We start from the raw sequence: 19,475 nt of genomic DNA, 5'->3' as shown, positions 1-19,475 counted from the left end.
TGTTATAACTAATTATTGTTATATTACAAAAGTCTTATCAAATCGTCAATAATATTATGAATCTTCTAATAACTTTATTTACTTAAAGTTCAGTACTTTAAAGCGCTAAATCACCAATCTATAAAGGTTTATGCAAACCACCATTTAAATGTGACAATTTTTCGAATTATTTTTTAATAAAGACTTCTGTTGTTTTATTTCCTTATTCATTAAGGAAAGTTTGACATTCTTCTGTAATACATATAGAATAATTAATTGTTTTCTAAAATAACGTGGTTCGAAACCATCCCACGTAAAAAAACTAGGGGGTTAAAAAATGAAAGTTAAATCTTTGACAGTTAGTGGAATTATTGCTGCACTATATATCGCTGTATCACTGCTCATTGCACCATTTGGTTTTACGAATATACAATTCCGTATTTCAGAAATGTTCAACCATCTTGTGGTTTTCAACAAGAAATATATGCTTGGCATTGTAATCGGCGTATTCATTACCAACCTTTTCTCACCACTAGGTACATATGATTTAGTATTTGGTGTGGGTCAGTCAATTGTCGCATTAGCGATTACTATCTTCTCCACTCGCTTTATTAAAGGAACTCTAACACGCATGATTTTCAACACAATCGTTTTCACTTTTACAATGTTCTTAATAGCGATTGAGTTACATCTTGCTATTGACTTACCGTTCCTATTTACTTGGTTCACTTGTGCAGTAGGTGAATTCGTGGTAATGGTTGTCGGCATTCCTGTTATGACTGCTTTAAATAAACGCATTAATCTTAGTAAATTAATAGAAGATTAGTCTTTATTCTTGATATGCAAAAAGAGCATTTCAATGTGTAAATTAACATTGAAATGCTCTTTTTTAATATTGCTTCCTATTATTTATTTTTTAACTAGATCCTCGCGTAGCTTTGCTTTCAGGAATTTACCGACAGAGGTTTTTGGAATTTCTTTTAAAAACACTACATCATCTGGTACCCACCATTTAGCAAATTGCCTCTCTAAATAAGTCAGTAATTCTTTTTTTGTTGTTTTGTATCCTTCTTTTAAAACGACACATGCTAATGGTCGTTCTTGCCACTTTTCATCTGGAATAGCTATGACAGCTGCTTCAAAAACTGCTTCATGTGTCATCAAAGCGTTTTCAAGATCAACAGAGGAAATCCACTCTCCTCCACTTTTAATCAGATCTTTTACACGGTCCATTATTTTAATATATCCTTCTTTAGTGACTGCAGCGATATCACCTGTATAAAGCCAACCGTTTTTGAATGCTTCTGCCGTTCTTTCATCATTATAGTATTCATCTGCAATCCACGGCCCTCTAATGATTAGCTCTCCCATCGTCCTGCCATCCCATGGAACTTCCCCGTCATCATTCACAACTCGTGTCTCAACCAATGAAACAGTTAACCCTTGTGTTGCACGGATATCTAGCTTTTTCTCTTTAGACCAATTCTCCATTTCAGTAGTATAAGTTGATAGACTTACGATGGGCGTAGTCTCTGTCATGCCGTACCCAACGATAAATGGCACTTTATACTTTTCTTCAAAAATCTGAATCAATCCTTTCGGAGAGGCAGAACCACCACATACAATGGTCCGTAACGAAGAAATGTCTCTAGGTTTTTCTTCTAACTCTTTTAATGCGCCTAGCCAAATCGTTGGGACTCCAGCGGTTAATGTCACTTTTTCTTGCTCAATTAAATCTAGTAATAATCCAGGTGTAAACATTGGGCCTGGCAATACTTGTGTGGTTCCGAAATTTACTGCAGCAAATGGCATTCCCCATGCGTTTACATGGAACATTGGTACAACAGGCATTACTACATCATTTTCCCGAATTCCGAGCGAATCTGCTAAACCTAGTGCAATACTATGGAGCACTAAACTACGATGTGTATAAACAACGCCTTTTGGGAATCCTGTAGTTGCACTTGTATAGCACATTCCTGCTGGCATATTTTCATCTAAATCTTCAGGGAACTCGTAATCTCCAGCTTCTGCTAATAATTGTTCATATGAATAGACATTTTGCAAATTGGTTTTGGGCAATTCTTGTCCATCTTGCATAACAACAATATATTTCACTGTTTTTAATAATGGGATTGCTTTCTCTACTAATGGGAATAAATCTCCATCAATCAATAATATTTCATCTTCTGCATGATTGATAATATAAATTATATGCTCAGGAGATAGGCGAATATTGATCATGTGCAAAACTGCACCTGCACAAGGAACAGCAAAATAGGCTTCCAGATGCCTATGATGATTCCATGCAAATGTCCCCACTTTTGTCCCGCGTTTCATTCCTAGCTTTGTTAAAGCATACGCTAACTTTCTAGTACGTTGCCCAAATTCTTTATAGGTAATACGGTGAATCGTATCTTCTGCCGTTCTTGAAATAATATATTTATTTGGAAAATAACGCTCAGCCCTCTTTACAAAATCCGTTAATACTAATGGTATCTGCATCATATTTTTCTCAACTCCCTTGTTTGTATTCATCAACTTCAGAATCCAAATACGTCTTTCTAATATTTAGTGGACTTAAAAAATATTCACGTTAGATTACTATAAAAGCTTCTATTAACCCAATTACTATGTATGACTTTCTATTCAAAAATATGACACTCAACTATAATAAGGAAATCATTTTTTTCACATTAATCTATGTTTAATCTTTTTCATTTCGGGAATACCATAAGTAGAATCCAATAAGGAGGAGATTTCATGATGAATAACATTTCTGTAGAGAATGCCGTACAGGCAAAAAGTCAGGTTGAGAAGTTAGAATCACAAGGTATTGATCGAGATGATATCTATATCTTCGCTCATTTCACTGAACGCGAAGAAGATATTACAGATGCACTCGATACTGGAGAAGTTTCTATGAAGGACCAAGGCTTTATTCAAACGATGAAAAACTTTGTGGTTTCTCGTGGTGACGAATTACGCAGTCAAATGGAAGCTGTTGGTCTAAGTAAAGAAGAAGCTGCAGCAGCAGAAAAGGAATTAGACCAAGGTAAACTCATTATTATCGCAAAAGGATTACAATAACTAAAAGTCCCCTTCACTACCACTTCAGATAAACAAAAGAGTGCGTCTGCAGCCCTTCAATTTTAAGGATTGCAGACGCACTCTATTTTATTTCATTACTTAAGCTGAATGGCTAATTTTTTTTGCGAGTTTTTTCAACATATCAATGGTCATGGCATCTAAATCATATTGTGCTTTAAAGCCCCATTCTTCTTTTGCAGCACTTGAATCAAGTGAATCAGGCCAGCTATCTGCAATAGCTTGACGAACAGGATCTACATTATAGTCCATTTTAAAGTTTGGCATTTGTTTACGAATAGAAGCTGCAATTTCTTCTGGTTCAAAGCTCATTGCTGTTAAGTTGAATGCATTACGATGGATTAACTTATCAGGATTTGCTTCCATTAAATCAACAATTGCTTGTAATGCATCTGGCATATACATCATATCCATATAAGTTCCTTGTGCAATGTAAGATGTATACTTACCTTCTTGGACGGCTTTATAGTAGATATCTACAGCATAATCTGTTGTACCACCACCTGGAGGCGTTACGTTTGAAATAAGACCTGGGAAACGAACACCACGAGTATCTAAACCAAAACGTGTGTGGTAGTAATCACACAATAATTCACCTGCCACTTTGTTTACACCATACATTGTTGTTGGGCGTTGTAACGTATCTTGTGGTGTATTGTGTTTTGGTGTTGAAGGACCAAATGCACCGATTGAACTTGGAGTAAAGAATTGCATACCTAATTCACGAGAAACTTCTAATGCATTCACAAGGCCACCCATGTTTAAATTCCAAGCAAATAATGGCTTTTCCTCTGCTGTTGCAGATAGTAATGCCGCCATGTGCATCATAGTATCTGCACCAAAGTCTTTTGCAATATTATGCATACGCTCTGCATCCATCACATCAAGCACTTCAAAAGGTCCTGCTTGTGTTGATACTTTTCTGATATCTGTTGCTAATACGTTCTCATTACCATATTCTTTACGTAGTTTTGCTACTAGCTCAGAACCAATTTGTCCGCATGCACCTGTAATCATAATTTTCTTCATCTTATTTCCTCCTTCTAACGGCTACATTTGTATTTCAGGAATGTACATTTGGTTTTAAAATACATTTGTATTTCTCGGATGCACAATTGTAGTTTTACAAACACAATAAACATCAACATTTTCTTTAAAGTTATTATATGATGTATTTTTTAAAAACACAATATTTGTTTTTTAACAATGTACACATGTGGAATAAGACTTTTTAGAAAATTGAGATTATAATGTCTTTAAAAGGAGTGAAATTCATGCAATTATGGAAATTAACGTTCATTTATTTAATCGCAATTATTGCTTGTACATTTTTATTATTAATGGAGATCCCTAAATGGCTCATATTCATCGTTCTTTTCCTTTATATTGCTTCATTTACTATGTACCCTCATTTCAATGCATTACTTTGGACAAATAATTTAAAAACTGTGGATCGATTCCTTAATGCAAATAAACATCGTGCCATTTATGCCTACCCTTACGCCATCGCCAATCAAACAATCGAAGAGCAAAGAGAGGCTCTTCAAAAAATCATCACTTTATATAAACAGCCCTATGTACAGCACAACTATGCATCATTACTCGCTATTCTCGAAAACAATTATGATCAGGCAATAACCGAAGCAAAGAAAATCGCCAAGGAACCTTATCAAAGTTATATGATTGCCCATAGTGAGGCGTACTTCGGAAATTTTGAACAAGCACATGCTTTAATGCCAAACCTAACGGAGAAATGGATGTTGTCCTCAATTGAAAGTTTAATCTCCTTTAAAAAGCAGGATAAAATAAATTTTAAACATCATTCATCTGAAGCTATTAAACAAGCACGAGGCATTCAAAAGTATCTACTCGCTCATAGTTTTCATGAGTTGGGAGAAAAGATTAAGTGAATATCTTTTTTAGAGAGTTCTATCCTCTTTAGCCTGACTGTTTCCTCTCTTTTTGTTTACTTTTGCATATAAAAACACCTTGAACTTAGACTTTTGTATTGTCTATGTTCAAGGTGTTTTTCTCACTTAACTCTTATTTTTTTGTCATCCATTCAGGTTTACCAAAGCCTTTGAAGTCTGTATCGATTACTTTTTCGAATTCAGGTGATTCTACTACTGCTTTTAAATCTTTTGATAGTTGTGAGTTTTCATCTGCTTCACGAACTGCTACAACGTTACGGAATTGGTCAGGCATATTTTCTAGGAATACAGCATCTTCTAACTTCATGTTTGCTGCTAATGCGAAGTTTCCTGGTACACCTACTAAGTCAGCACTTTCCACTGCACGTGGTAAACCTGCTGCTTCGATTTCTTGGAATTTTAGATTTTTTGGATTTTCTTCAATATCTTTAGTTGATGCTTTTAATTGATCAATTTTACCATTAATTTTGATTAAGCCTTGTTCTTGTAAAGATTTTAAAGTACGTGCTGCATTTGATGGGTCATTGGCGATTGCTACTGTTGAGCCAGCTTTGATTTCGTCAACTGTTTTATATTTTTTAGAGAAGAAACCCATTGGTGCAGTTGGTACGATAATTAGGCCTTTAATTTTTGTACCATTTTCTTTATTGAAGTTTTCTAAGTACACTGAGTGTTGGAATAAGTTTGCATCAATATCGCCTGAATCTAATGCTTTGTTTGGTTGGATATAATCACTGAATTCTACTACATCTACTTTGTAGCCTTTTTTCTCAAGTTCAGGAACGATTGCTTTTTTTAACATATCACTGTATGGGCCTGCTGTTGCACCGATTTTAATGTTTTTTGTTTCTGTTGCTTTGTTTGTATCTTTTTTTGCGTTATCTCCGCCTCCACATGCAGCAAGAGCTGTTGCTACTACTAGCAAACAAATTGTTAGTAAAATTTTTTTCATTGTAAAACCCCCATTTTATATGTTCTTTAATTTATATAGAAAAAATCCTATAATAGCGATTTTCCATCTATCTTCCCTGTTGCGGGCGTGTTCCGCTTTTAACTCTATCTAGCTCCACACGCCAGCCCCTCGAGGGTGCACAGGATGTGTACCCGGTAGCCGTTGCGACACGACGTCGCGCCTTTAGGCTATCTTCCCTTACGGGCGTGTTCCGCTTTTATCTTTTATCTACTGCTTTTGCTATTGTATCGCCTGCTATTTGGATTACTTGGACGATGATGATTAGGATGACAACTGTTGCGATCATGATGGTGTTGTCGTATCGGTAATAACCGAAGCGGATGGCTAAGTCACCAATACCACCACCGCCAATAATGCCGGCCATCGCTGAGTATGCAACTAAACTAATAATTGTCATTGTAATCCCTTGAATAACGCCTGATTTCGCTTCAGGAAGTAGCACGTCTTTAATAATCATCCAACGAGTTGCACCAGCAGCAATTGAAGCTTCAATCACCCCTTTATCGATTTCACGTAGAGATGTTTCAACAAGTCTCGCGAAGAATGGGATGGATGCAACGGATAAAGAAACACTCGCTGCGATTGGTCCGATTGTGTCGCCTATTAGCCATTTCGTGAATGGGAATAGTGCTACTAATAGGATGATATATGGAATTGAACGAACAAGATTGACGATAAAACCAACTACTCCATTAACGAAACGATTTCCAAGTAATCCTGTTCTACTTGTTGAAAATAGTCCCTTACTTGTGATGAATAACAAGAGCCCCAGCGGTAAACCAATGATTAACGCAATCGCTAAGGCAATGCCCACCATTTCAATTGTTTGTCCAAACGCCTTCCAAATATCTGGTAGCATTTCAGTAAAATGACTTGGATCAAATAACATCGTTTAGCACCTCCACTGTTACGCCACGGCTTTCCATATAAGTAATCGAGCGATTAATATCTGCTACTTGGCCCTTTAACTCCATTAGGAAGATGCCAAGCGGTCTTTCTTGAATATATTCAATAGTGCCATGAAGGAAATTCCCTTGCACTTCAAACTGTTGAAGCATATCTGAAATAACTCCTTCACCTGCTACACTACCTTTGAATAGAATCTTCACAACTTGTCCTGTGACACTTTGCATAATCTCTTGTGGAATATCGAACGACACGACACTACTGATGAATTCTTTTGTTAATGGCTTTTGAGGCTCAGCGAAAATATCATAAACAGAACCTTCTTCTATTACTTTCCCATCCTGCATAATTGCCATTCTGTCGCAAATTTCTTTCACGACGTCCATTTCGTGTGTGATTAAAATTATCGTAATACCGAGTTCACGATTGATTTTTTTTAGTAATCGCAAAATCGAAGTGGTTGTTGTCGGATCAAGTGCTGATGTAGCTTCATCACATAATAATATAGATGGATTATTTGCTAATGCTCTTGCAATACCTACACGTTGTTTTTGACCGCCGCTTAGTTGTGCTGGAAATACGTCTTTTTTATCCGCTAGGCCAACCATTTCGAGAAGTTCCTTTACTCTTTTCTCTCGCTCTCCCTTTGGTATTTTTGCAGCTTTTAAAGCAAATTCAATATTTTCACCAACTGTTTTTTGGCTGATTAAGTAAAAGTGTTGAAAAATCATACCGATTTTCAGACGTGCTTGACGAAGCTTTTCTCCTTTTAACTTTGTTAAATCTTGTCCATTGATTAATATTCGCCCATCTGTTGGTTGTTCTAGTAGGTTAATACAGCGTAGTAGTGAACTTTTACCCGCTCCAGAATAACCTACTATTCCGAATATTTCTCCATCTCCAATAGTTAAAGAGACATGATCTACACCAGTTACTATTTTCTTTCTTGTTTTGTAAACCTTTGATACCTCTTGTATTTCCAGCATATACATCCCTCTAATCTTTGTTAAATTGCTTTTTAAAATCCTCTTATTCTATCGGAAAACTATCTATTTTTACTAAAAAAGATACATCTCTCAACTGAAAGATGTATCTTTATGATCGACGTTCATTTATCTTTCAGAAATAAATTCTGTAGGAATTAGCACCTTCCCTAGTGGGGGTTGCTGGACTTCATCGGGCCTATCCCTCAGTCACTCTTGATAAATTCCATTTGTTAAGTTGTAAGTTTATGATATTTATATTATTTACTTTTACGTCATTTGTCAATGAATTTTTAGAAAAAGTAAACTATTTTAAAATATTTTTCTCTTCTATATAAAAAATATATTCCCACTAATTTATACATTACAAGTATTGTTTGAAATGAGATTGCATGCTTCGTTTAGGAAACCGAGTCACTTCTTTTGTGTCTGCATCCCTTTGCTAACTTTTTCTAGCGGCACGATATCTCGGTGTCCTTAATCCTTGGATAGGTATTTAGTACACTAAAAATTGCTAATTGAAATTAAATTAAAAATATCATTAACTATTACTTCAACTTTTCCATGACTAGCCTTACTACTATTGAATATTGAATTGTGTCTTCTAATCAAATATTCGAACATGAAGGATTAATTCTGCTTCAATCCAGCTCGTTTGGCTTTTTATTATATTATACAGACATAGTTTTTTATCTTCGTTGTTGAGCGCTGTGATGATTCCTCTGTACTCAGTACTTGCCTGCTGATGCCAAACTTCTAGTAGTACTTCTTTCTGACCACAATATGCTTGCATGAGTTCTTCTCCTAATGCTTGCAATGTCCATTCGTCATATATCGGCTTCGCAATTTGCTTTGTCTCCTGTTGCCAGTTTCGCAGTCTTTGTACATGTTCTGGTAACATCATAGCCGTCCACTTAATATTCCCACGATCTCTTAACATATAGGATACCTCCTTTTGTAAGTTCCAATTACTTCTTATGACCTCCGAGCAATTGGGAGCGCTTCACTGCTGTTCCTGCATTTGTATACGATACTGCTCGCAACACCGCTGTTGAGCCATAATGTGTTCGGAGGTGATCCATTGCAGCACCAAGCTTACGGCGCTTCCAGCGGGATGTATCAAAAAAGCTGAGCTGCATAGAATGTTCTGATTCTAATTTTGTTATACTAACACTTATTTGGCGCACTGGGCGTTCATTGTACTGTTCGCTTAATATTTGCTGACAAACGTGATAAATAGCCATCGTATCATTGGTGGCTTCATCAATTGTATGTGAACGCTGAAAACCTCCTCCAAAGGCATTTTTACTATAAGCAATACCTAATGTGATTGTACGCCCTACTTTATAGGCTTCTCGTGCTCTTCTCGCCACATCTTCACACATTTCCAGGAGCACTGCGAGCACTTCCTTTTTAGTGTTATAATCGCGCATTAATATTTGGCTCTTACCATAACTAATTTGCCCTTCTACAAGTGGTGCTTCGCCTACCTTTGACAAATCAATTCCCCATGCATGATGATAAAGTTGATTGCCCATAATGCCGAATCTCTTTTCTAATGTCGCTAAATCAGCGTGAGCCAAATCTCCAACAGAGAAAATCCCCATATTGTTCAGCGTACGTTCTGTTCGATGTCCGATCCCCCACATCTTCGACAAAGGTGTAACAGGCCATAGCTTTCTTTCCACATCTTCAAAGTCCCATTTAGCGAAACCCGTTTTTTTTGCATCTAAATCAAGAGCAAGCTTTGCCAAAAGCATATTCGGTCCCATTCCTACAGTGCTTGGTATTTCAAATTGCCGATAAAGTTCTTCTTGGATTTTGTGTGCTGTTTCAACCGGATCTCCCCACAGTTTCTCTGTCCCTGTGAGATCAACAAAACTTTCATCAATGCTATATACATGAATTGCTTCCTTTGGTACATAGCTATGAAGTAGCTTTGTAATTTCGACGGACATGCGGACAAAGTATTCCATCTTTGGTTCAAACAAATGAATATCTGGATGCTTCGGTATTTCATAAACCCTTGTTCCTGTCTTCACTTGAAATCGTTTTTTCATAAGCGGAGAAGCAGCAAGAACAATACTACCTTTTTGCTGAAAATTCCCTACAACAGCGATGGCCTCTTTTAGTACATCCAAATGAGCCCAAGATGCCATACAACTAGCATAAAAGCATTTCATATCTACACACATAATCGACCTTCTCGGCATATTCTCATACATCTATAGCACCTCCAAAAAGAACATTTGTTCTTATTTTAAAATGAGATACATGAGATGACAAGTGGGAAGTAGTGTTTTTCCAACAATTGGCGATAACAGGAGATTATACAATCAGAGAAGTTATAATCGAATTTACATACATACATTAAAAATAAAAAAATCCTTTAGAATCAAAATGATTCTAAAGGATTTTTAAGTATGACCCCTACGAGATTCGAACTCGTGTTACCGCCGTGAAAGGGCGGTGTCTTAACCGCTTGACCAAGGGGCCAATATGGCTCCGAAGGCAGGACTCGAACCTGCGACCCTCTGATTAACAGTCAGATGCTGCTACCAACTGAGCTACTTCGGAATAATTAAATGGTGGGCCTAAATGGACTCGAACCATCGACCTCACGCTTATCAGGCGTGCGCTCTAACCAGCTGAGCTATAGGCCCATAAATGGAGCGGGTGAGGAGAATCGAACTCCCGACAACAGCTTGGAAGGCTGTGGTTTTACCACTAAACTACACCCGCATTATGGTGGGTCGGGACAGAATCGAACTGCCGACACTTAGAGCTTCAATCTAATGCTCTACCAACTGAGCTACCGACCCACAATAATATATTAAATCATTTATAGAATGGCGGTCCGGACGGGACTCGAACCCGCGACCTCCTGCGTGACAGGCAGGCATTCTAACCAGCTGAACTACCGGACCATTTGGTTGCGGGGACAGGATTTGAACCTGTGACCTTCGGGTTATGAGCCCGACGAGCTACCGAACTGCTCCACCCCGCGATAATATTATAAAGTTTAAATGGAGGAGGAAGAGGGATTCGAACCCCCGCGCGGTTTGACCCGCCTGTCGGTTTTCAAGACCGATCCCTTCAGCCAGACTTGGGTATTCCTCCAGAGTTTATGGCGGCCGAGGGGATCGAACCCCCGACCTTACGGGTATGAACCGTACGCTCTAGCCAGCTGAGCTAGGCCGCCATAATATAATTTAAATATAAAATTGGTGGAGCCTAGCGGGATCGAACCGCTGACCTCCTGCGTGCAAGGCAGGCGCTCTCCCAGCTGAGCTAAGGCCCCAAAGATCTTAAATATTATGAAATAATCGGGAAGACAGGATTCGAACCTGCGACCCCTTGGTCCCAAACCAAGTGCTCTACCAAGCTGAGCTACTTCCCGGATATGGTGCGCCCAGCAGAAGTCGAATCCACAACCTTCTGATCCGTAGTCAGACGCTCTATCCAGTTGAGCTATGGGCGCATATTATACAATAGTCATTGTACATATGTTAAATAAAAATGGTGCCGAGGACCGGAATCGAACCGGTACGGTAGTCACCTACCGCAGGATTTTAAGTCCTGTGCGTCTGCCAGTTCCGCCACCCCGGCATATTTGGAGCGGAAGACGGGGTTCGAACCCGCGACCCCCACCTTGGCAAGGTGATGTTCTACCACTGAACTACTTCCGCATATGCTTTACGTTTTTTTAAATCTGGCAATTATATAGTTTTAAAATAAATGGTGCGGGTGAAGGGAGTCGAACCCCCACGCCTTGCGGCGCTAGATCCTAAGTCTAGTGCGTCTGCCAATTCCGCCACACCCGCTAATATTTTATTAAAATGATGAGTCATGCAGGATTCGAACCAGCGACCCTCTGATTAAAAGTCAGATGCTCTACCAACTGAGCTAATGACTCATTTTAAAATAGAATATGGTGCCGGCGAAAGGAGTCGAACCCTCGACCTACTGATTACAAGTCAGTTGCTCTACCAACTGAGCTACACCGGCAAATTAAAATATGGTGGAGGATGACGGGATCGAACCGCCGACCCCCTGCTTGTAAGGCAGGTGCTCTCCCAGCTGAGCTAATCCTCCATATGTACAGCCTAGCAACGTCCTACTCTCGCAGGGGGACAGCCCCCAACTACCATTGGCGCTAAAGAGCTTAACTTCTGTGTTCGGCATGGGAACAGGTGTGACCTCTTTGCCATCATTACTAGACTATTTATAAAGAAAGAATTGTTCTTTCAAAACTGGATAAACTTTCATTGAAGTTCTTAAAATAACGTTTGGTTAAGTCCTCGATCTATTAGTATTCGTCAGCTCCATGTGTCACCACACTTCCACCTCGAACCTATCTACCTTGTCGTCTTCAAGGGATCTTACTTACTTGCGTAATGGGAAATCTCATCTTGAGGGGGGCTTCATGCTTAGATGCTTTCAGCACTTATCCCGTCCACACATAGCTACCCAGCGATGCTCTTGGCAGAACAACTGGTACACCAGCGGTGTGTCCATCCCGGTCCTCTCGTACTAAGGACAGCTCCTCTCAAATTTCCTACGCCCACGACGGATAGGGACCGAACTGTCTCACGACGTTCTGAACCCAGCTCGCGTACCGCTTTAATGGGCGAACAGCCCAACCCTTGGGACCGACTACAGCCCCAGGATGCGATGAGCCGACATCGAGGTGCCAAACCTCCCCGTCGATGTGGACTCTTGGGGGAGATAAGCCTGTTATCCCCGGGGTAGCTTTTATCCGTTGAGCGATGGCCCTTCCATGCGGAACCACCGGATCACTAAGCCCGTCTTTCGACCCTGCTCGACTTGTAGGTCTCGCAGTCAAGCTCCCTTGTGCCTTTACACTCTGCGAATGATTTCCAACCATTCTGAGGGAACCTTTGGGCGCCTCCGTTACTCTTTAGGAGGCGACCGCCCCAGTCAAACTGTCCGCCTGACACTGTCTCCTACCCCGATATAGGGGTACGGGTTAGAATTTCAATACAGCTGGGGTAGTATCCCAAGGACGCCTCCACCGAAGCTGGCGCTCCGGTATCTCAGGCTCCTACCTATCCTGTACAAGCTGTACCAAAATTCAATATCAGGCTACAGTAAAGCTCCACGGGGTCTTTCCGTCCTGTCGCGGGTAACCTGCATCTTCACAGGTACTATAATTTCACCGAGTCTCTCGTTGAGACAGTGCCCAGATCGTTACGCCTTTCGTGCGGGTCGGAACTTACCCGACAAGGAATTTCGCTACCTTAGGACCGTTATAGTTACGGCCGCCGTTTACTGGGGCTTCGGTTCTCACCTTCGCTTACGCTAAGCAATCCCCTTAACCTTCCAGCACCGGGCAGGCGTCAGCCCCTATACGTCACCTTACGGTTTTGCAGAGACCTGTGTTTTTGCTAAACAGTCGCCTGGGCCTATTCACTGCGGCTCTCTCGGGCTTGCACCCTACTAGAGCACCCCTTCTCCCGAAGTTACGGGGTCATTTTGCCGAGTTCCTTAACGAGAGTTCTCTCGCTCACCTTAGGATTCTCTCCTCGACTACCTGTGTCGGTTTGCGGTACGGGCACCTCCTACCTCGCTAGAGGCTTTTCTTGACAGTGTGAAATCAGGAACTTCGCGGTAAACCGCTCGCCATCATAGCTCAACGTTATAGAGAGCGGATTTGCCTACTCTCACGCCTTACTATTTAGACGCACATAACCAACAGTGCGCTTACCCTATCCTACTGTGTCCCCCCATTACTCAAATGGTAGGGAGGTGGTACAGGAATATCAACCTGTTATCCATCGCCTACGCCTATCGGCCTCGGCTTAGGTCCCGACTAACCCTGAGAGGACGAGCCTTCCTCAGGAAACCTTAGTCATTCGGTGGATGGGATTCTCACCCATCTTTCGCTACTCATACCGGCATTCTCACTTCTAAGCGCTCCACCAGTCCTTCCGGTCTGACTTCACAGCACTTAGAACGCTCTCCTACCACAGACATCATAGATGTCTATCCACAGCTTCGGTGAATTGTTTAGCCCCGATACATTTTCGGCGCAGCGTCACTCGACCAGTGAGCTATTACGCACTCTTTAAATGGTGGCTGCTTCTGAGCCAACATCCTGGTTGTCTAAGCAACGTCACATCCTTTTCCACTTAACAATTACTTTGGGACCTTAGCTGGTGGTCTGGGCTGTTTCCCTTTTGACTACGGATCTTATCACTCGCAGTCTGACTCCCGTGCATAAATCATTGGCATTCGGAGTTTGTCTGAATTCGGTAATCCGGGATGGACCCCTAGTTCAAACAGTGCTCTACCTCCAAGATTCTCTATCACGAGGCTAGCCCTAAAGCTATTTCGGAGAGAACCAGCTATCTCCAAGTTCGATTGGAATTTCTCCGCTACCCACACCTCATCCCCGCACTTTTCAACGTGCGTGGGTTCGGGCCTCCAGTAAGTGTTACCTTACCTTCACCCTGGACATGGGTAGATCACCTGGTTTCGGGTCTACAACCACATACTCATTCGCCCTATTCAGACTCGCTTTCGCTACGGCTCCGTCTTTTCAACTTAACCTTGCATGTAATCGTAACTCGCCGGTTCATTCTACAAAAGGCACGCTATCACCCATTAACGGGCTCTAACTACTTGTAGGCACATGGTTTCAGGATCTCTTTCACTCCCCTCCCGGGGTGCTTTTCACCTTTCCCTCACGGTACTGGTTCACTATCGGTCACTAGAGAGTATTTAGCCTTAGGAGATGGTCCTCCCAGATTCCGACGGAATTTCACGTGTTCCGCCGTACTCAGGATCCACTCAGGAGAGAATGAACTTTTGACTACAGGACTGTTACCTTCTTCGGTAGGTCTTTCCAAACCGCTTCGTCTAATTCATTCCTTTGTAACTCCATATAGAGTGTCCTACAACCCCAAGAGGCAAGCCTCTTGGTTTGGGCTGTTCCCGTTTCGCTCGCCGCTACTAAGGGAATCGAAATTTCTTTCTCTTCCTTCAGGTACTTAGATGTTTCAGTTCCCTGAGTCTGCCATCATGACGCTATGTATTCACGTCAAGATACTATTCCATTACGAATAGTGGGTTTCCCCATTCGGAAATCTCCGGATCAAAGCTTACTTACAGCTCCCCGAAGCATATCGGTGTTAGTGCCGTCCTTCATCGGCTTCTAGTGCCAAGGCATCCGCCATGCGCCCTTAATAACTTAACCTATAAGTTATTAAGCCTAAAAATTTAAAACTTAATATAAAAAAATGTGTTACTTAAGAATTTTTCAATGTCGTTTTATCCAGTTTTCAAAGAACAATGTTTTGAAAGCGATGAGCCTTCAAAACTGAACAGCAAGCGTTAATCTTAGAGAACCACGTTCTCTATTCCGAAATATTCCTTAGAAAGGAGGTGATCCAGCCGCACCTTCCGATACGGCTACCTTGTTACGACTTCACCCCAATCATCTATCCCACCTTCGGCGGCTGGCCCCAAAAGGTTACCTCACCGACTTCGGGTGTTACAAACTCTCGTGGTGTGACGGGCGGTGTGTACAAGGCCCGGGAACGTATTCACCGCGGCATGCTGATCCGCGATTACTAGCGATTCCGGCTTCATGTAGGCGAGTTGCAGCCTACAATCCGAACTGAGAACGGTTTTATGAGATTAGCGTGCTCTCGCGAGTTAGCGACTCTTTGTACCGTCCATTGTAGCACGTGTGTAGCCCAGGTCATAAGGGGCATGATGATTTGACGTCATCCCCACCTTCCTCCGGTTTGTCACCGGCAGTCACCTTAGAGTGCCCAACTAAATGATGGCAACTAAGATTAAGGGTTGCGCTCGTTGCGGGACTTAACCCAACATCTCACGACACGAGCTGACGACAACCATGCACCACCTGTCACCAATGTCCCCGAAGGGAAAACTCTATCTCTAGAGCGGTCACTGGGATGTCAAGACCTGGTAAGGTTCTTCGCGTTGCTTCGAATTAAACCACATGCTCCACCGCTTGTGCGGGCCCCCGTCAATTCCTTTGAGTTTCAACCTTGCGGTCGTACTCCCCAGGCGGAGTGCTTAATGCGTTAGCTGCAGCACTAAGGGGCGGAAACCCCCTAACACTTAGCACTCATCGTTTACGGCATGGACTACCAGGGTATCTAATCCTGTTTGCTCCCCATGCTTTCGCGCCTCAGCGTCAGTTACAGACCAGAAAGTCGCCTTCGCCACTGGTGTTCCTCCAAATCTCTACGCATTTCACCGCTACACTTGGAATTCCACTTTCCTCTTCTGCACTCAAGTCTCCCAGTTTCCAATGACCCTCCACGGTTGAGCCGTGGGCTTTCACATCAGACTTAAGAAACCACCTGCGCGCGCTTTACGCCCAATAAATCCGGACAACGCTTGCCACCTACGTATTACCGCGGCTGCTGGCACGTAGTTAGCCGTGGCTTTCTAATAAGGTACCGTCAAGGTACGTTCATTTCCTAACGTACTTGTTCTTCCCTTACAACAGAGTTTTACGATCCGAAAACCTTCATCACTCACGCGGCGTTGCTCCATCAGACTTTCGTCCATTGTGGAAGATTCCCTACTGCTGCCTCCCGTAGGAGTTTGGGCCGTGTCTCAGTCCCAATGTGGCCGATCACCCTCTCAGGTCGGCTATGCATCGTCGCCTTGGTAGGCCGTTACCCCACCAACTAGCTAATGCACCGCGGGCCCATCCTGTAGTGACGCGAAAGCGCCTTTCAACATTTCACCATGAAGTGAAATGGATTATCCGGTATTAGCTCCGGTTTCCCGAAGTTATCCCAGTCTACAGGGCAGGTTGCCCACGTGTTACTCACCCGTCCGCCGCTAAATCAGAGGAGCAAGCTCCTCATCATTCGCTCGACTTGCATGTATTAGGCACGCCGCCAGCGTTCGTCCTGAGCCAGGATCAAACTCTCCATAAAAGTAAAGTTTGAAAGCTCATTAGCTTTGCTAGCGTATCATCAAAGATGATATCTATAGTTTGTCCTTGTCACTAACAAAAGTTAGTGAACAAAGTTTATTGATTAACGTCTTGCTTGTTCAGTTTTCAAGGTTCATATCTTGTCGTTATCTTAACGACTTAATTATTATATCGCAATAATTACATTATGTCAACAATAAATTTTAAATATTAATTTGACATGCATTCTTTCAACTTAAACATTTTAAGTTGTTTTTTCAGCAACTTAAATAGTATATAAAATACTAAAACAATTGTCAATTACTATTTTTTCATTCACGATATTTTTAGTGACTTAAATAATATACAACAATATACACTATATAATCAATTAAAAATAGGTCATATTCATAATTTTTATCGTTTTTGAGTTTCAAGAATAGTTATTGACTACCTTCTATTTATAGTTACTATATTAGCCTCTCTAATTAATATATTAATATATTTAAAAATACATTTATGGAATGCCCTTATCTTTCATATGGCAATTATTTATCTTGGCTATTTTAGACATGCTTTAATCACGATTGATAGATAAAGGTATTTAGTTTGTCAGAAACCCTAACTTTGGCAATATCAGTGACAGTATATTTAGCCTGCTCAAGTATTCGCTTGTTCATCAGAGTAAAGTAAAAACTCGCTTTTTTTCCGTCCAACTTTTCATGATAAAAATCAATTTTACGATTCAACACATCCAAATTTTGTTGTGATTCTTGAATTTTCTTATCAACTAAAATTTTTCGATTCTCAAGTAAATTCAAACGATCGCATATAGTGGAATCACCCATTGCACGCCAGTTCGTATATTGTTTTAATTCTTTCATGGACATGCCCGTTCCCTTTAAATTTTAAATGAAGTAAGAAGCGAAACCAACCTATATCTTGATCAGTAAATTGTCGCAAATTATTTTCATGGCGCTCAGGGATTAATAGACCTTCTTTTTCATAATATCTGACAGTGCTTGTTGCAACACCAACCGTTTTGGCAAATTCTCCAATTGAATATGTCATGCTGCCACCTCTTTTTGTAAATGGCATAACTAACATACCCTACAGTCATCGTTTTACTTCACTATAGGCAAAAGAATTTTATTAGCTATAGAAACAAATGACTGATCAATCTTCTCTATTAAATCTTTAATTTGAGTTCCAGTTCTTTCTCAGCCAATAGCTCATCATAGTTCATGATTTTTCCATCTAATCGTTTGATTGTGTTCTCTATTTCATTTCTTTTTTCAATTAATTTTTCTCTTTCAACAATAAGGATATTTTTCCTTTCCTCTACCGTATTTTCACCTTCCATAAATAGATGCGTGTATTCAATTAAGGATTCAATAGTTAAACCAGCATTTCGCATGCATATAATAAACTCAATCCATTTTATATCATGCTCATCATAATCTCGAATACCACTTTCTTTTCGATGAACAGGTGGGATTAAGCCTACATTTTCATAATATCTAAGAGTTGCTGCTGTTAAATTAAACTGTTTTGCTACCTGTGAAATGTTCATATTGTTCACCTCGAATATTCTATATATTGAATCTAACATTTAAAGTTCACTTTAAGTCAAGGGTATTCACTCTTAAACTGGGGAACTTTTTAAAGTTTTTCTAGCGTTAATGTACACTTTAACACTACACTTCTTTCCATACAAAAAGCAGTGGGTTCGTACTCTTAGCTATGACGTCAGGAGAAACAGATTAGTTAAGTTTGTAGAAGAATAAACTATAAAAATAAACGCATCGAATCAATTGATTCGATGCGTTATGACTATAAGCTCTTTTGTTATTTCAAAATTACTCCATACAATTCCGGACGTCTATCATCATATACAGGTATTTTCTTACGCACTTCATCGACTTTAGAAAAATCAACATCAACTATAGCAAGTTCTTCATCTTCGCCACCTGTCCACAATACCTCGCCCCATGGTTCAATCACCATTGACTGGCCATTGAAGTTTTCAGGTTTGTTGCTTATACGATTCACCGCAATAATGAAGCATTGGTTTTCAATTGCACGGGCTTGTAGTAATACTTTCCAATGGTCGATTCGTGCAGTTGGCCATTGTGCAGATACAAATAAAACCTTTGCACCATTTAATGCGTGAAGGCGAAGCCATTCTGGAAAGCGAATATCGTAGCAAATCACACCAGCTGCTTTTACATCGCCTAGCTCAAAGTTGTTTTTCCCCTCGCCTGCTGACAAGTATAGATGTTCATCCATTAAGCGGAATAAATGTGCTTTATCATATTCTCCTACAATTTCCCCACGATCATTTACGGTATACATCGTATTGAAAAAGTCCTCACCTTTTTTAGTCGCCACAGAACCACCTATAATTTGAATATGAAGCTCTGTTGCTAATGATTGAAGGAATTTCTTCGTCCTTTCACCATTTATATCAGCTAATTCCTCTAGTTTTTCTAACGCATAACCCGTATTCCACATTTCAGGTAAAATAATAAGCTCGGCCCCACTACTCGCTGCTTCACGGATAAATGATTCTGCTCTTGTAAAGTTTTTTTCAACATCACCAAATGCTACATTTAATTGAATACATCCTATCTTCATTTTCTGCACCACCTATAGACATTTTTCTAAAA

The 19,475-nt window shown here is 40.6% G+C and carries 12 protein-coding genes, 18 tRNA genes, 3 rRNA genes, 1 pseudogene and 2 riboswitches; of the genes and pseudogenes, 3 read left to right on the top strand and 31 right to left on the bottom strand.

Features of this window, described 5'->3' with window-relative positions:
- Nucleotides 1-266 precede the first annotated feature (266 nt).
- A riboswitch (PreQ1 riboswitch) is annotated at nucleotides 267-311 on the top strand.
- 5 nt (nucleotides 312-316) lie between these two features.
- On the top strand, nucleotides 317-805 hold the full coding sequence (locus tag ACWV26_RS01680) for a QueT transporter family protein (protein ID WP_455896644.1): 489 nt from the start codon (nucleotides 317-319) through the stop codon (nucleotides 803-805).
- An 83-nt stretch (nucleotides 806-888) separates the two neighbouring features.
- On the opposite strand, the gene ACWV26_RS01675 is transcribed toward ACWV26_RS01680, so the two are convergent.
- A complete protein-coding gene (locus ACWV26_RS01675) occupies nucleotides 889-2,487 on the bottom strand; it encodes a long-chain fatty acid--CoA ligase (RefSeq protein ID WP_455896643.1) in 1,599 nt (532 codons plus the stop codon).
- A gap of 258 nt (nucleotides 2,488-2,745) precedes the next feature.
- Here ACWV26_RS01675 and ACWV26_RS01670 point away from each other — a divergent pair, with 258 nt between their 5' ends.
- Entirely contained in the window at nucleotides 2,746-3,069 is a 324-nt protein-coding gene (locus ACWV26_RS01670; protein WP_455898153.1) for a general stress protein, read from the top strand.
- Nucleotides 3,070-3,168: 99 nt separating this feature from the next.
- Here ACWV26_RS01670 and ACWV26_RS01665 read toward each other — a convergent pair whose 3' ends face one another.
- Nucleotides 3,169-4,116 (bottom strand): L-threonine 3-dehydrogenase, encoded by a 948-nt coding sequence (locus tag ACWV26_RS01665; RefSeq protein WP_455896642.1) that lies wholly within the window; start codon nucleotides 4,114-4,116, stop codon nucleotides 3,169-3,171.
- A gap of 245 nt (nucleotides 4,117-4,361) precedes the next feature.
- Here ACWV26_RS01665 and ACWV26_RS01660 point away from each other — a divergent pair, with 245 nt between their 5' ends.
- A complete protein-coding gene (locus ACWV26_RS01660; protein ID WP_455896641.1) occupies nucleotides 4,362-4,997 on the top strand; it encodes a hypothetical protein in 636 nt (211 codons plus the stop codon).
- 133 nt (nucleotides 4,998-5,130) lie between these two features.
- On the opposite strand, the gene ACWV26_RS01655 is transcribed toward ACWV26_RS01660, so the two are convergent.
- From ACWV26_RS01655 to ACWV26_RS01515, 29 genes and pseudogenes are all read right to left on the bottom strand, one after another.
- Nucleotides 5,131-5,970, bottom strand: a complete 840-nt coding sequence (locus ACWV26_RS01655) for a MetQ/NlpA family ABC transporter substrate-binding protein (protein WP_455896640.1) — start codon at nucleotides 5,968-5,970, stop codon at nucleotides 5,131-5,133.
- Between the two features lie 217 nt (nucleotides 5,971-6,187).
- A complete protein-coding gene (locus tag ACWV26_RS01650) occupies nucleotides 6,188-6,880 on the bottom strand; it encodes a methionine ABC transporter permease (RefSeq protein WP_455896639.1) in 693 nt (230 codons plus the stop codon).
- On the bottom strand, nucleotides 6,870-7,883 hold the full coding sequence (locus tag ACWV26_RS01645; protein WP_455896638.1) for a methionine ABC transporter ATP-binding protein: 1,014 nt from the start codon (nucleotides 7,881-7,883) through the stop codon (nucleotides 6,870-6,872). The genes ACWV26_RS01650 and ACWV26_RS01645 overlap by 11 nt, the downstream gene beginning before the upstream one ends.
- Before the next feature lie 123 nt (nucleotides 7,884-8,006).
- Nucleotides 8,007-8,106, bottom strand: a riboswitch (SAM riboswitch).
- Nucleotides 8,107-8,484: 378 nt separating this feature from the next.
- The gene (locus ACWV26_RS01640; RefSeq protein WP_455896637.1) at nucleotides 8,485-8,820 is read right to left on the bottom strand and encodes a YolD-like family protein; all 336 of its coding nucleotides are present in this window, start codon (nucleotides 8,818-8,820) and stop codon (nucleotides 8,485-8,487) included.
- A gap of 28 nt (nucleotides 8,821-8,848) precedes the next feature.
- A complete protein-coding gene (locus ACWV26_RS01635) occupies nucleotides 8,849-10,105 on the bottom strand; it encodes a Y-family DNA polymerase (protein ID WP_455896636.1) in 1,257 nt (418 codons plus the stop codon).
- Nucleotides 10,106-10,304: 199 nt separating this feature from the next.
- Nucleotides 10,305-10,376 (bottom strand) — tRNA-Glu (locus tag ACWV26_RS01630).
- Between the two features lie 4 nt (nucleotides 10,377-10,380).
- A tRNA-Asn gene (locus ACWV26_RS01625) sits at nucleotides 10,381-10,457 on the bottom strand.
- Between the two features lie 9 nt (nucleotides 10,458-10,466).
- A tRNA-Ile gene (locus ACWV26_RS01620) sits at nucleotides 10,467-10,543 on the bottom strand.
- Nucleotides 10,544-10,548: 5 nt separating this feature from the next.
- Nucleotides 10,549-10,622 (bottom strand) — tRNA-Gly (locus tag ACWV26_RS01615).
- Nucleotides 10,623-10,626: 4 nt separating this feature from the next.
- Nucleotides 10,627-10,702 (bottom strand) — tRNA-Phe (locus tag ACWV26_RS01610).
- A gap of 28 nt (nucleotides 10,703-10,730) precedes the next feature.
- Nucleotides 10,731-10,807: transfer RNA gene (locus ACWV26_RS01605), tRNA-Asp, on the bottom strand.
- A 3-nt stretch (nucleotides 10,808-10,810) separates the two neighbouring features.
- Nucleotides 10,811-10,887: transfer RNA gene (locus ACWV26_RS01600), tRNA-Met, on the bottom strand.
- A 20-nt stretch (nucleotides 10,888-10,907) separates the two neighbouring features.
- Nucleotides 10,908-11,000, bottom strand: a tRNA-Ser gene (locus ACWV26_RS01595).
- Between the two features lie 8 nt (nucleotides 11,001-11,008).
- Nucleotides 11,009-11,082, bottom strand: a tRNA-Met gene (locus ACWV26_RS01590).
- Between the two features lie 23 nt (nucleotides 11,083-11,105).
- Nucleotides 11,106-11,181: transfer RNA gene (locus ACWV26_RS01585), tRNA-Ala, on the bottom strand.
- Between the two features lie 25 nt (nucleotides 11,182-11,206).
- Nucleotides 11,207-11,280 (bottom strand) — tRNA-Pro (locus tag ACWV26_RS01580).
- Nucleotides 11,281-11,284: 4 nt separating this feature from the next.
- A tRNA-Arg gene (locus ACWV26_RS01575) sits at nucleotides 11,285-11,361 on the bottom strand.
- A gap of 39 nt (nucleotides 11,362-11,400) precedes the next feature.
- A tRNA-Leu gene (locus ACWV26_RS01570) sits at nucleotides 11,401-11,489 on the bottom strand.
- A gap of 5 nt (nucleotides 11,490-11,494) precedes the next feature.
- Nucleotides 11,495-11,569: transfer RNA gene (locus tag ACWV26_RS01565), tRNA-Gly, on the bottom strand.
- Between the two features lie 50 nt (nucleotides 11,570-11,619).
- A tRNA-Leu gene (locus tag ACWV26_RS01560) sits at nucleotides 11,620-11,704 on the bottom strand.
- A 19-nt stretch (nucleotides 11,705-11,723) separates the two neighbouring features.
- Nucleotides 11,724-11,796 (bottom strand) — tRNA-Lys (locus ACWV26_RS01555).
- A 16-nt stretch (nucleotides 11,797-11,812) separates the two neighbouring features.
- Nucleotides 11,813-11,888, bottom strand: a tRNA-Thr gene (locus ACWV26_RS01550).
- An 11-nt stretch (nucleotides 11,889-11,899) separates the two neighbouring features.
- Nucleotides 11,900-11,975 (bottom strand) — tRNA-Val (locus ACWV26_RS01545).
- Nucleotides 11,976-11,984: 9 nt separating this feature from the next.
- Nucleotides 11,985-12,101, bottom strand: a 5S ribosomal RNA gene (rrf, locus tag ACWV26_RS01540).
- A 68-nt stretch (nucleotides 12,102-12,169) separates the two neighbouring features.
- Nucleotides 12,170-15,099, bottom strand: a 23S ribosomal RNA gene (locus ACWV26_RS01535).
- 181 nt (nucleotides 15,100-15,280) lie between these two features.
- A 16S ribosomal RNA gene (locus ACWV26_RS01530) occupies nucleotides 15,281-16,828 on the bottom strand.
- Together the 16S, 23S and 5S rRNA genes with 18 tRNA genes alongside form the textbook arrangement of a ribosomal RNA operon.
- A 638-nt stretch (nucleotides 16,829-17,466) precedes the next feature.
- Nucleotides 17,467-17,877: pseudogene (locus ACWV26_RS01525) on the bottom strand (MerR family transcriptional regulator).
- Nucleotides 17,878-17,995: 118 nt separating this feature from the next.
- Nucleotides 17,996-18,379: a MerR family transcriptional regulator gene (locus ACWV26_RS01520; protein ID WP_455896635.1), complete on the bottom strand. Its 384-nt coding sequence runs from the start codon at nucleotides 18,377-18,379 to the stop codon at nucleotides 17,996-17,998.
- 275 nt (nucleotides 18,380-18,654) lie between these two features.
- Complete coding sequence (locus ACWV26_RS01515) at nucleotides 18,655-19,443, bottom strand: carbon-nitrogen family hydrolase (protein WP_455896634.1); 789 nt, start codon at nucleotides 19,441-19,443, stop codon at nucleotides 18,655-18,657.
- Between the last annotated feature and the right edge of the window lie 32 nt (nucleotides 19,444-19,475).

It is taken from the genome of Rummeliibacillus sp. JY-2-4R (assembly GCF_053847205.1).
Note: the sequence above shows the minus strand (reverse complement) of the source record. Positions and strands in the feature narration are given on the sequence as shown.